This window comes from Streptomyces sp. NPDC086777, assembly GCF_040702065.1.
Lineage (GTDB): Bacteria > Actinomycetota > Actinomycetes > Streptomycetales > Streptomycetaceae > Streptomyces.
This window is the reverse complement of record NZ_JBFBJI010000015.1, coordinates 19,832-30,996: the sequence shown is the minus strand read 5'-3', so window position 1 is coordinate 30,996 and position 11,165 is coordinate 19,832. Positions and strand designations below refer to the sequence as shown.

At 74.9% G+C, this 11,165-nt stretch carries 9 protein-coding genes, 2 pseudogenes and 1 riboswitch; of the genes and pseudogenes, 5 read left to right on the top strand and 6 right to left on the bottom strand.

Annotation, left to right across the window (positions count from 1 at the left end; all coding sequences use genetic code 11):
- Positions 1-22 precede the first annotated feature (22 nt).
- The 4 genes and pseudogenes from AB0472_RS21770 to AB0472_RS21755 form a co-directional block, all read left to right on the top strand.
- Positions 23-508, top strand: a pseudogene (locus AB0472_RS21770) (serine hydrolase domain-containing protein); the annotation flags it as partial.
- A gap of 106 nt (positions 509-614) precedes the next feature.
- Positions 615-860 carry a serine hydrolase gene (locus AB0472_RS21765; RefSeq protein ID WP_366358312.1) on the top strand — a complete coding sequence of 82 codons (246 nt, stop codon included), beginning with the start codon at positions 615-617 and terminating at the stop codon, positions 858-860.
- Positions 812-970 (top strand): annotated as a pseudogene (locus AB0472_RS21760) (alpha/beta fold hydrolase); the annotation flags it as partial. The gene AB0472_RS21765 and the pseudogene AB0472_RS21760, both read left to right, overlap by 49 nt.
- Before the next feature lie 234 nt (positions 971-1,204).
- The gene (locus AB0472_RS21755) at positions 1,205-1,792 is read left to right on the top strand and encodes an alpha/beta hydrolase (RefSeq protein WP_366358310.1); all 588 of its coding nucleotides are present in this window, start codon (positions 1,205-1,207) and stop codon (positions 1,790-1,792) included.
- Here the strand turns inward: AB0472_RS21755 and AB0472_RS21750 are convergent.
- Entirely contained in the window at positions 1,758-2,672 is a 915-nt protein-coding gene (locus tag AB0472_RS21750; RefSeq protein ID WP_366358121.1) for a pyridoxamine 5'-phosphate oxidase family protein, read from the bottom strand. The genes AB0472_RS21755 and AB0472_RS21750 overlap by 35 nt on opposite strands.
- A 3-nt stretch (positions 2,673-2,675) precedes the next feature.
- Positions 2,676-3,368: a hemerythrin domain-containing protein gene (locus AB0472_RS21745; protein ID WP_366358120.1), complete on the bottom strand. Its 693-nt coding sequence runs from the start codon at positions 3,366-3,368 to the stop codon at positions 2,676-2,678.
- Positions 3,369-3,524: 156 nt separating this feature from the next.
- Between AB0472_RS21745 and AB0472_RS21740 the strand changes: the two genes are divergently transcribed.
- Positions 3,525-6,851: a BTAD domain-containing putative transcriptional regulator gene (locus AB0472_RS21740; RefSeq protein WP_366358119.1), complete on the top strand. Its 3,327-nt coding sequence runs from the start codon at positions 3,525-3,527 to the stop codon at positions 6,849-6,851.
- Positions 6,852-6,878: 27 nt separating this feature from the next.
- On the opposite strand, the gene pgm is transcribed toward AB0472_RS21740, so the two are convergent.
- From pgm to AB0472_RS21720, 4 genes are all read right to left on the bottom strand, one after another.
- A complete protein-coding gene (gene pgm, locus AB0472_RS21735) occupies positions 6,879-8,519 on the bottom strand; it encodes a phosphoglucomutase (alpha-D-glucose-1,6-bisphosphate-dependent) (RefSeq protein WP_366358118.1) in 1,641 nt (546 codons plus the stop codon).
- A gap of 198 nt (positions 8,520-8,717) precedes the next feature.
- Positions 8,718-9,473, bottom strand: coding sequence for a CbtA family protein (locus AB0472_RS21730; RefSeq protein ID WP_366358117.1), 756 nt, complete (start codon positions 9,471-9,473; stop codon positions 8,718-8,720).
- Positions 9,474-9,495: 22 nt separating this feature from the next.
- On the bottom strand, positions 9,496-9,717 hold the full coding sequence (locus tag AB0472_RS21725) for a CbtB-domain containing protein (RefSeq protein WP_351960613.1): 222 nt from the start codon (positions 9,715-9,717) through the stop codon (positions 9,496-9,498).
- 36 nt (positions 9,718-9,753) lie between these two features.
- A riboswitch (cobalamin riboswitch) is annotated at positions 9,754-9,895 on the bottom strand.
- A 67-nt stretch (positions 9,896-9,962) separates the two neighbouring features.
- Positions 9,963-11,018, bottom strand: a complete 1,056-nt coding sequence (locus AB0472_RS21720; protein WP_366358116.1) for an enoyl-CoA hydratase/isomerase family protein — start codon at positions 11,016-11,018, stop codon at positions 9,963-9,965.
- Positions 11,019-11,165 lie beyond the last annotated feature (147 nt).

Sequence of the window (11,165 nt, the reverse complement as noted above, 5' to 3'; positions counted from 1 at the left end):
GCCGCGCCTGGCGTGATGACGCATGGCAACGCTCTCCCTGAAGTCCACCCTGGTGTTGTCGGTGGCGGCGCTCGTGCCGGCCTCCCCACCGGCGGCCCCAGCACGCTCGTCGCCTGCGGGGCCCGGCGAGCGGTGCGGTCCGCCGGACGGCGTTCGACAGGTGCTGACCCGGCCGACCGCCGACGACCACCTCGCCGGAGCCTCGGTCCTCGCCGCCGGCCCGTGCGGGCGCTGGACCGAGACCTCCGGTACGGCCGACCTGCGCACCGGCCGCCCGATGAACGCCACCGACCGGCTGCGCGCCGGAAGCGTCACCAAGACGTTCACCGCGACGGTCGTCCTGCAACTCGCGGCCGAGCACCGGCTCTCCCTCGACGCCACCGTCGACCGCTACCTGCCGGGCCTGGTCGACGCCGACGGCTACGACGGCCGGCGCATCACCGGACATCAACTCCTGTGGCACACCAGCGGGTTGCCCGACCATCTCGACGCACCCGAATGGGAGCACCCCGAGCGGCTGCGGTACCGGCACTTCGAGGCGGGCGAGTTGATCGCCCGGGCCCTCGCCCCCCCGCCCGCGGACGTCCTGGCACTACGCCACCACCAACCACCTCGTGCTGGGCCTGATCGTCCGCACAGTGACCGGGCACAGCCCCGAGGACGAGATCAGCCGCCGGGTGATCCGGCCCCTCGGGTTGCGCGACACCTACTGGCCGGGAGACGAGACCCGGGCCACGACCGGACCGGCTTCGACCGCTCGACCGCCTTCGCCGAGGAACTCGCCCGCGACTGCCGGAAGTACGCGGGCGACGTCCTGCCGTACGCCACCACCCGGAACACCGCGCGGGACATGGACGTGATCCGCGCGGCCCTCGGTGAGCGGCGGATCTCCTATCTCGGCTACTCGTACGGCACTTACCTGGGCGAGGTGTACGCCACCATGTTCCCGGACCGCACGGACCGGGTGGTCCTGGACGGGGTGGCCGATTCCGACCGGTACGGCCCCCGTCTGCTGCGCGGCTCGGAGGCCGCCAACCGGCACGCGCTGCGGGACTGGGCCGCCTGGGCCGCCGCCCGCGACACCACGTACGGCCTGGGACGCAGCCGGGACGCGGTGCCGGCCGTCGTGGACCGTGTCCAGGCCGCCGCCGGGCGTGCGCCGCTGCGGGTGGGCGGCTACCGGGTGGACGACAGCGTCGCGCCGATGGTCGTCTTCAGCGGCCTCTCGCAGGACGACGACGCGGCGTACGGCGACCTCGCGGCGGCCGTCGGCGACCTGCGGGACGCGGCCGACGGCCGGACCGTCGAGCCGAGCCCCTGGCTCGCCGACTCGCTCGGCTTCATGCTGACCGGTTCCAAGTCGGCGTACGGCAGCGTGCAGATGGCGATCCTCTGCGGCGACGTCGCCGCGCCCCGTGGCCCGCGGACGTACTGGCGTGACGTCCAACAGGCCCGCGTCCAGGACCCGTTGTTCGGGCCCGTGACCAACAACATCGGGCCGTGCGCCTTCTGGGACCCGCCGCGCGAGCGCCCGACCACGATCCGGGACGACCTGCCGGCCCTCCTCGTCAACGCCACCGGCGACCCGCGCACCGTCTACGCGGGCGCCCGGGCGGTGCACCGCGACTGGCCCAGCTCCCGGCTGGTGACCCTGCGCGGTGCGGACCAGCACGCGGTGTTCGGGGTGTACGGCAGCAACTGCGCCGACGCGGCGGTCAACGCGTATCTCGCCACCGGACGGCTGCCGGCCGCGGACGTCAGCTGCGCCGCGCGTCCCGTGCCAGCGCCCTGAACTCCGCCCACCGCACCCGTGGCCGGGGCAGGCCCCGCCGGCCCAGATAGCGATCGGTGGCCTGCCTCGTGCTGCGCAGCACGCTCAGCGCGTCGCTCACCCGGCCCGACCCCATCGGCTCCACCACCTTGGCGGGAACCAGCACCCGGCCGGTTCCGTCGGCCCGCAGTTCGCCGCGCACGAGGGCGTTGTGCATGTGGTTGAGGCGTTCGTCGTGCCGGTGCACCAGCAGCGCGGCGGGGCCTTCGGCGGCCGGGCAGTCGGCCGGTACGTCCACGGCGAAGCCCTCGCCCGTGGGCACCGGCCGGGTGCGGGCCAGTACCGGCGCGCCGGAGGCGTCGCGTGCGGCGAGCACCGCGGTCGGGAAGCGGGCGAGCTGCACGGCGCCGACCAGTTCACCGGGCGGCGTGCCGGGCGCCTCGGCCGGCGGCAACGGGGAGCGCACGACGACCTGTTGCGGCGTGACGGTGATCAGCAGGCGCAGGTAGTACCAGTCCATCACCAGTCGCATCGGCGCGGTGACGTACGACCTGCTGTGCGGCTGCCGTGCGAACAGCATCCGCCAGTAGTCCTCGGCGCCCTGCGGGCCGGCCATGATCTCGTCGGGGCACTCGGCGTGACCGCCGACGAAAATCTGCGGGGGTCGGTCCAGGCCGCTGCCGGTGGGGTCGGAGAAGAGCAGGGCGACGCGGCCGTCCCGGCGGATGTTCAGCGCCTTCTGCGCGAACGCGAGGGAGGTGCTGAGCAGCAGCGTCCCGTCCGGGCGGCGGCGCACGGCCGTCGGCCAGGCGAGCGGGGTGCCGTCCCGGCCGAGGGTCGCGAACTCGCAGGTCCGGTAGGCGTCGAGGACGTCGAGCGGCGCGGAGTCGAGGAGGGCCATGATCTACTCTCCGTCCAGCGGGGCACGCATGCTCCGGCAGTGGGCGGCGTACTGGCGGCGGCCGACGGCCCGCCACAGGAGCCGGCCGATCAGCGGGGCCTTGCCCAGAAAGTGGGCGCCCTCCTCGGGGGTGGCCTCCTCCAGGATCGCGCCGAGGGCCAGCAGGCGCTTGTTCTTCGGCAGCCCTTCCAGGCCGCGTTGTCCGACCAGTTCCCACTCCGGGACGGTGAGGTGCTCGGCGACCAGCGGGAGCAGCGAGCGCTCCTCCTCATCGAGGTGCTCGAGGAGCGCGATCCGGTGGGCGGCCAGGGCCAGCGCCAGCTCCTCGCCGGGTATCCGGTCTCCGGACCGCTCCCACACGGGCGTCCACTCCTCGACCGCCGCCAGGGTGCGGTCGATCGCCGCGTGCTGCTCGGTCATCCGGTCCACCAGCGCCCCGTCGTGCGCGGCGCGGTCCCGCAGCAGCGGCCAGACCAGTTCGTCCTCGGCGTGGTGATGGTGGTGCAGGCCGAGGGTGTAGTCGCGCAGCGCCGCGGCCACCCGCGCGGCACGGACCCGGTCGCCGTCGGGGACGGCGCGCACCAGCCGGGGCAGCAGCGCCGACTCCCGGCGGAAGACCCGGTGGACCACGACCATTTCGTGGGTGTGAGGACGCTCGGCGGTGGCGGAGGCGCCGTGGCTGCTGTTGAGGGACACGCTTGCTTGCTCCAACGATCCGGTGTGGGCGGCGAGCTGCCCACGGTCGCGGACTCCTCTTGGCGTCCGCTTGGCGCGCGGCTTGGCGGTCCCGTCCAGTGCGCGTTCAACGTCTGTTGACAGGATCGACGCACCGCTCGGGTAGATTCCGGCGGCGTGCTGCGTTTGCGAGTCCTGGGTCCACTGGGTGCCGAAGTCGCCGGGACACCGGTCGAGCTGGGCGCTCCGCGGCAGCGCGCCGTGCTGGCCCTGCTGGTCGCGGCCCGGGGCGCTGTCGTGCCGGTGGACCGGATGACGGACGCGCTGTGGCGGGGCGAGCCGCCGGCCAGGGCCGATGTGTCGCTGCACGCGTACCTGTCCAACCTGCGCCGGTCGCTGGAACCGGGACGCCCGCCGCGGGCGCCGGCCACCGTCCTGGTCACCGCGGCGCCCGGGTACGCCCTGCGGCTGGCCGCGGACGCGGTGGACGCCTGGCGGTTCGAGACCTGGGTCGGGCGGGCCCGTACCGCTCCGCCCGAGGAGGCCCGGAAGCTGCTCGCCGAGGCGCTGGGCTGGTGGCGGGGGCCTGCCTTCGCCGAGCACGCGGACGAGGCGTGGGCGGCCGCCGAGGTGGCCCGGCTGACCGGGCTGCGCGCGGAGGCCCGGGAACTGGCCGTGGCCGCGGACCTGGGCACCGGCCGGGCCGCACAGGCCGCGGCCGACGCCGAGTCGCTGGTCCGGGACGCTCCCCTGCGCGAGGAGGGCTGGCGGCTGCTCGCGCTCGCCCACTGGGCCTGCGACCGGCAGGCCGACGCCCTCGCCGCGGTACGCCGCGCCGGCGCGGTCCTGCGCGCCGAGCTGGGCTGCGATCCCGGGCCCGCGCTGCGGGAGGTGGAACACGCCGTGCTCAACGGGCGGTTCGACGTGCTGCGGGCGGCCGTGCCCGAGCCCGCCACCGAACTCCCCGCGCGCACCGGCCCCGGCCTGTTCGTCGGCCGGGGCCAGGAGTTGCGGGCCCTGGCGGGGGCGGCCCGCGCCGCACGCGACGGCGGCGGACTGGTGCTGGTCACCGGTGCGGCCGGGGCGGGCAAGTCCGCGTTCCTCGGCCGGGCCGCGGCCGGGCTGCGCGAGGCCGGCTGGCGGGTGGTGGTGGGGCGCTGCCCCGAGTACGAGGGGGCACCGCCCGCCTGGGCCTGGGTGGAGGCGCTCGGCGCGCTCGCCCGCGAGGTGCCCCCGGCCCGGCCGGAGGAGCTGACGGTGCTGCTGCGGGAGCCGGAGAACACGGCCGCCCCCGCCCCGGACGGCGAGGCCAGCGCCGGCCGCTTCCGCATGCACCGCGCCTTCGCCGCCTGGCTGCGCGCCGCGGCCTCCCGGGCGCCCCTCGCCGTCCTCCTCGAAGACCTGCACCGGGCGGACGCCGAGACGCTGGCCCTGGTCGAGGCGGCGGCCGCGGTCACCGGGGTGCCCCTGCTCACCGTGGCCGGCTACCGGCCCACGGAGGTCGGCGAACACCTGCTCAAGACCCTCGCCCAGCTCGCCCCCGGCGCCCCGTACCGGATCGCGCTGGGCGGTCTGCCGGTGCGGGACACCGCCACCCTGGTCACGGCCGTCTGCGGGACGCCCGTGGATCCGGCGACGGTGGCGGCACTCGCCGAGCGCACCGGCGGCAATCCCTTCTACGTCCTGGAGAGCGCCCGGCTGCTGGCCGACGAGGGCGCCCTGGTCGCGGTCTCCGAGGTCCCCCAGGGGGTGCGCGACGTGCTGCGCAGGCGCCTCGCCCTGCTGCCCGCCGCAGCCCGGTCCGTCGTCCAGCTCACCGCCGTACTGGGTCTGGAGGCCGAGGTCGCCCTGCTCGTCGATGCCGCCGACGCGGACGAGGAGCAGGTGCTGGAGGGCCTCGACGCGGCGCTCGCCGCCGACCTGCTCGCCGAACCCGGGCCCGGCCGCGTCCGGTTCGTGCACGCCCTGGTCCGCGACACCGTCTACGCCGACCTCTCCGGCGCCCGGCGGTCCCGGCTGCACGCCCGCGTCGCGCGCCTGCTGCGCCACCACCGGCCCGGCGAACTCGCCGCCCTGGCACACCACTTCGCCCGATCCGGCAGCACGGCCGACGCTCCGCTCGCCGTCGACTACGCACTGCGCGCCGCCGAGGCAGCCGAGCGGCGCTACGCCCACGACGTCGCCGTCACCCTGATCCAGCAGGCGATCGACACCTTCACCGCGGCCACGGGCGACGACGCCCCGCCCGACCGGCTGATCGAGCTGCTGGTACGGCTGCTGGGCGCACAGGTGCGCACCGGCGCCACCGACGCGGCCCGGCGCACCCGGCAGCGCGCGGTGGAACTCGCCGAGCAGGCCGACCGCGGCGACCTGGTCGCGGCCGTGTACGGGGCCTGGACCGAGCCCGCGGCCTGGCGCAGCCGGCTCGAAGGGCCGTACGACCGGACCGCGCTGGCCCGCCTCGAACGGCTCGCGGCCGATCCGGGTCTCGACGGGCCGACCCGGGCCCGCGTCCTCCAGGTCCTCGTCGACGCGGTCGCCGCCGAGGACCCGCCGCGGGCCCTGGCGGCGGCCCGCGCCCAGCTGGACCTCGCCCGTGCCGACGGCGAACCCCGGCTGATGGCCGCCGCGTTGATGGCCTCGGCACGGTTGCTGCCGCACGAGCTGCGGACCGGCACCCGGCCGGCGCTCACCGCCGAGCTGCGCGACCTCGCCCGGGGCCACGACCTGCCCGCCTACCGCTGGGTCTGCGAGAACCTGGACGCGATGACCGCCGCCGTCCGCAACGACCCGGCGGCCGTGCACCGGCACACCGCGGAGGGACTGACCCTCGCCCGCCGCTACCGGCTGGTGTGGGCGCAGGGGCTCAGCGCGGCGACCTCCGCGATGCTGGCCTGCGTGGCCGGGCGCTTCGAGGCGGCGGAGGCCGCCTACGCGGAGGCGGACACCCTGCTGCAACGGGTGGGCGCCCACCACGCCACCGGTCTGCGCACCCTCGGGCTGATCACCATGCGGCTCGTCCAGGACCGCGCGGACGACGTCGAGCCGCTGACCCGGACCGTGTACGAGGCGGCGCCCGGCCAGGTCGCGGTGGCGTGGGCGCTGGTCCTGGCGCGCCTGGGCAGACTCGACGAGTCCCTGGCCGTACCCGTCGGCGCGGAACCGCCGCGGGACCACCTCTACGGCCTGGAGCTCGACTTCCGCGCCCAGCTCGCCGTGGTACACCGGGACCACGGCACGGCGGCCGCCCTCCTCGGGCACCTGCGGCCGCTGCGGGACCAGTTGGCCGGCGCGGCGGGTGCGGCGTACGCGAGCCGTCCGCTCGCGCACGCCCTGGCCGACCTGCACCGGCTGCTCGGCGAGGACCGGGCGGCTGCCGACGGGTACGCGCTGGCCGAACGCACCGCGCTCGCCTGGGGTTCGGCACACCTCGCGGCGGACGCCCGCCGGGCCGCGGCGGACCTGGCCGAGGCCATGGCCCGCCGCCGCACCTTCGCGACCTGACGGCCCGGCGGCGGGCCGTCCCCGTCGTCAGCCGCCGAGCGCGGCGTCCACCACCGCCTTCGCCTCCTCCTGCACCCGGGCCAGGTGTGCGGGGCCCTGGAAGGACTCGGCGTAGATCTTGTAGACGTCCTCGGTGCCGGACGGCCGGGCCGCGAACCAGGCGTTCTCGGTGGTCACCTTGATGCCGCCGATGGCCGCGCCGTTGCCCGGCGCCTCCGTGAGGACGGCGGTGACCGGCTCGCCCGCCAGGGACTCGGCGGTGACCTGGGCCGGGGAGAGCTTGCCGAGGAGGGCCTTCTCCTCGCGGGTGGCGGGGGCGTCGATGCGGGCGTAGGCGGGTTCACCGAAGCGGGCGGTGAGTTCGGCGTAGTGCTCGGACGGGGTCCTGTCCGTCACGGCCGTGATCTCGGAGGCGAGCAGGGCGAGCAGGATGCCGTCCTTGTCGGTGGTCCAGACCGAGCCGTCACGGCGCAGGAAGGAGGCGCCCGCCGACTCCTCGCCGCCGAACCCGATGGCCCCGCTGACGAGTCCGTCGACGAACCACTTGAACCCGACCGGCACCTCGACCAGTTGACGGCCCAGGTCGGCGGCGACCCGGTCGATCATCGACGAGGAGACGAGGGTCTTGCCGACGCCGGCGTCCGCCGCCCACTGCTCGCGGTGGCGGTAGAGGTAGGAGATGGCTACGGCGAGGTAGTGGTTGGGGTTCATCAGGCCGGCGTCACGGGTGACGATGCCGTGCCGGTCGGCGTCGGCGTCGTTGCCGGTGGCGACGCGGAACTCGGCGCGCTTCTCGATGAGCGAGGCCATCGCGTACGGCGACGAGCAGTCCATGCGGATCTTGCCGTCCCAGTCCAGCGTCATGAACCGCCAGGTGGGGTCGGTGTACGGGTTGACCACGGTGAGGTCGAGGCTGTGCCGCTCGGCGATCCGGCCCCAGTAGGCGACGGAGGCGCCGCCGAGCGGGTCGGCGCCGATGCGCAGCCCGGAGGCGCGGACCGCGTCGAGGTCGAGGACGCTGGGCAGGTCGTCGACGTAGACGCCCATGAAGTCGTAGCGGCCGGTGGTCGGCGCGGCGAGCGCGCGCTCGTAGGGGATGCGCCGCACGTCCTTCATGCCGCCCGCGATGATCTGGTTGGCGCGGTCCTGGATCCAGGAGGTGGCGTCGGAGGCGGCGGGGCCGCCGCTGGGCGGGTTGTACTTGAAGCCGCCGTCCGCGGGCGGGTTGTGCGAGGGGGTGACGACGACGCCGTCCGCGAGGCCGGTGGTGCGGCCGCGGTTGTGGGTGAGGACGGCGTGCGAGACGGCGGGGGTGGGGGTGTAGCCGTCGGCGCTGTCGACGAGGACGGTGACGCCGTTGGCGGCGAAGACCTCCAGGGCGGTGACCTTGGCCGGCTCGGACAGGGCGTGGGTGTCGGCGCCCAGGAAGAGGGGGCCGTCGGTGCCCTGGCCGCTCCGGTACTCGCAGATGGCCTGGCTGGTGGCGGCGATGTGGTCCTCGTTGAACGCGGTCGTCAGCGACGATCCGCGGTGTCCCGAGGTGCCGAACGCCACCCGCTGGCCCGGGTCGGACGGGTCGGGGTGCAGTGCGTAGTAGGCCGTGACCAGCCGGGCCACGTCGACGAGGTCCTCCGGAGCCGCCGGCCGGCCCGCTCGCTCATGCGGCATGAGTCCACTTCCTCCGCAGTCGTTGATCGATCGCTCGCGCCCATCTTTCCTTGTCAGCGGTCACGAACGCGAGTACGGCACCGGCCGCGCGCCGAAGACCCGGCGGGTGCAGGGCCGGTTCACGGCGGACGTACCGCAGAGGGCCCCCGGACGGTTCCGGTGGGCCCTCTCGTGTCGTGCGGTGTGACGCGGTGCCGGTCAGTGCGCAGCGGGCACCGTGCGCGCGGCGGCCGGGGCCTTCGCGGGCTTGGGGTTGAGGACGCGTTCGGCCAACTCGCCGAAGAGCAGACCGAATCCGCCCCACAGCACCACCTGGATGGCGAGCGCCGAGAGCCGGAACCGCCACAGCAGGGCGGCCGGGAAGTCCGCCGGCACCTCGTTGACGACCGGCAGGAACTGGTACGCCAGCCCGATGACGACGGCGAACGCGGCCACCGCGAGGACCGTCGCCCACCAGGTGCCCAGCCGCGGCCGGAGCCGCTTGCCGAGGATGGTGGCGGCGACCGCGAGGAGCACGCTGAGCAGCATCATCAGGAAGTACAGCGTGGTCCGCTTGCCGATGGTGTCCGGGTCGCCCACCGACGGCGGGTTGGCCGGGTACTTCAGGAACGGCACCACGTACACGGCGACCAGGGCGCAGCCGGACAGCAGCAGCGCCGTCGCCCGCGCCGAGAGACCGCCGACGCGGCCGAGGGCGAAACAGTAGGCCAGGGCGGCGATGCCGCCGAAGGCGACCCCGTAGACGAGGACACCGGTGGCGAGGCCGGCGGTGGACTGCAGGGAGCGGGACACGACCTCCATCTCGTGCTCGTGCGAGTGGGCGTCCTCGAAGCTGATCGCCTTGTCGACGTTCGGCTCACCCAGCAGGTAGGCGGCGACGAGGGCGAGCAGGCCGGCGGCCAGGCCGGCGAGCATGCCCCGCACCAGGAGGTTGCGGACCGTTGCGGAGTTCATGGGTGGTTCGGCGCCCCTCGCGTCAGTGGCAGGGGAAGCCGAGCAGGTGGCGGGCGTCGTGCACCCACTCGTGGACGTCCGTGCCGCTGAACACGGAGGTGGCGCCCTGTTCGGCGCCGACGAAGTAGAGCAGGACCAGCATCAGGATGCCGAAGAAGACCGCCCAGGGGGCTATCGCGGACAGCGGCAGCTTGGCGGGCACGGCGGGGGTGTTGGCTGTCGGCGGAGCGACGGTCTGCGCCATGGCAGGACCTCCTCTGGGAGTTCGCGTCCCAACTCGGTGGTGCACAGGACGACGGCCACGGGTCTGACTCACGAGCAGCTGTGGGGCTCTCGCATACAGTGGCGCGACCGTTCCGGATTCCCACCGGGTTCCGTCTCGCCGTCGTCGATATCGGACAGACCGTACCGCGTGTCAGGAGCACGGCCAAGACCGCACCACCAGGCGTGATCTTCGTCTCGCGCCTGATGGGCGGCCGGTCGAGCCGGTCAGGCGGCTGGGGCGAGGCCCAGTTCGCGCTCGCCGAGCGGGGCGAAGAAGCGGTCGACGTCCGCGTCGGCGACCCCGGCGAGGGTGGCCGGGGACCAGTGCGGGGTGCGGTCCTTGTCGACGACCTGGGCCCGGATGCCCTCCACCAGGTCATGGGTGGTGAGGGTCGCGCAGGAGACGCGGTACTCCTGGTCCAGGACCTGCTCCAGCGAGCCGAGTCGGCGGGCCCTGCGCAGCGCCGCGAGGGTGACCTTCAGGGCGGTGGGGGACCTGGTGAGCAGGGTGTCCGCCGCCTCCTTCGCCGCCGGGTCGCCGTGCGCGAGCAGCCGCTGGACGATCTCCTCGACGGTGCCGGCCGCGTAGCAGGCGTCGATCCACGTCCGGTGCCCGGCCAACTCCCCAGGGGGTGCCTGCCGTTCCCGCCGGGCGAGCGCCTCGGGTACCGGGAGGCCGGCCAGGTCGGCGACGAACGCGGGGATCGAGTCCGGCGGCACGCAGTGGTCGGCGAGTCCGCACAGCATCGCGTCGGCGGCGCCGATCCGGGCGCCGGTCAGGGCGAGATGGGTGCCGAGTTCGCCGGGCGCGCGGCCGAGCAGGTACGTGCCGCCGACGTCGGGCACGAAGCCGATCCCGGTCTCCGGCATGGCGATCAGCGACCGCTCGGTGGCGATCCGGACGCTGCCGTGCGCCGAGACGCCGACCCCGCCGCCCATCACGATGCCGTCCATGACCGCGACGTACGGCTTGGGGTACCGGGCGATGCGCGCGTTGAGCCGGTACTCGTCCCGCCAGAACGCGGCCGCGGCCGAGCCGTCGCCGTCCCGGGCGTCGTCGTGGACGGCACGGATGTCCCCGCCCGCGCACAGGCCGCGCTCCCCCGCGCCGGTGATGACGACGGTCTGGACGGCGGGGTCGTGCTCCCACTCCGTGAGCGCCTCGTCGATGCGTCGCACCATGGCGTGCGTCAGGGCGTTGATGGCCTTCGGCCGGTTGAGCGTGAGATGCCCGGCCCGTCCGTCGACGTGTCGCAGGACGTGTTCGTCGGCGCCGGTCATCCGGACACCTCCGCCGGGCCGCCGGCCGCGATGAGGCGCATGGTCTCGTCGGTTCCTTCCGGGATCGGGTGGACGCGTGGGTCACCGACGATCTTCTCGTGTCCGCCGGGTCCGGAGCACGCCGCCCCGTCGAAGGACGTCCGGGGA

Excerpts from the sequence above, each read along its gene's own strand:
- AB0472_RS21720 (WP_366358116.1), bottom strand. The coding sequence starts at position 11,018 with ATGACCGGCGCCGACGAACACGTCCTGCGACACGTCGACGGACGGGCC.
- AB0472_RS21730 (WP_366358117.1), bottom strand. The coding sequence starts at position 9,473 with ATGAACTCCGCAACGGTCCGCAACCTCCTGGTGCGGGGCATGCTCGCC.
- AB0472_RS21750 (WP_366358121.1), bottom strand. The coding sequence starts at position 2,672 with ATGGCCCTCCTCGACTCCGCGCCGCTCGACGTCCTCGACGCCTACCGG.
- AB0472_RS21725 (WP_351960613.1), bottom strand. The coding sequence starts at position 9,717 with ATGGCGCAGACCGTCGCTCCGCCGACAGCCAACACCCCCGCCGTGCCC.
- pgm (WP_366358118.1), bottom strand. The coding sequence starts at position 8,519 with ATGCCGCATGAGCGAGCGGGCCGGCCGGCGGCTCCGGAGGACCTCGTC.
- AB0472_RS21755 (WP_366358310.1), top strand. The coding sequence starts at position 1,205 with ATGGTCGTCTTCAGCGGCCTCTCGCAGGACGACGACGCGGCGTACGGC.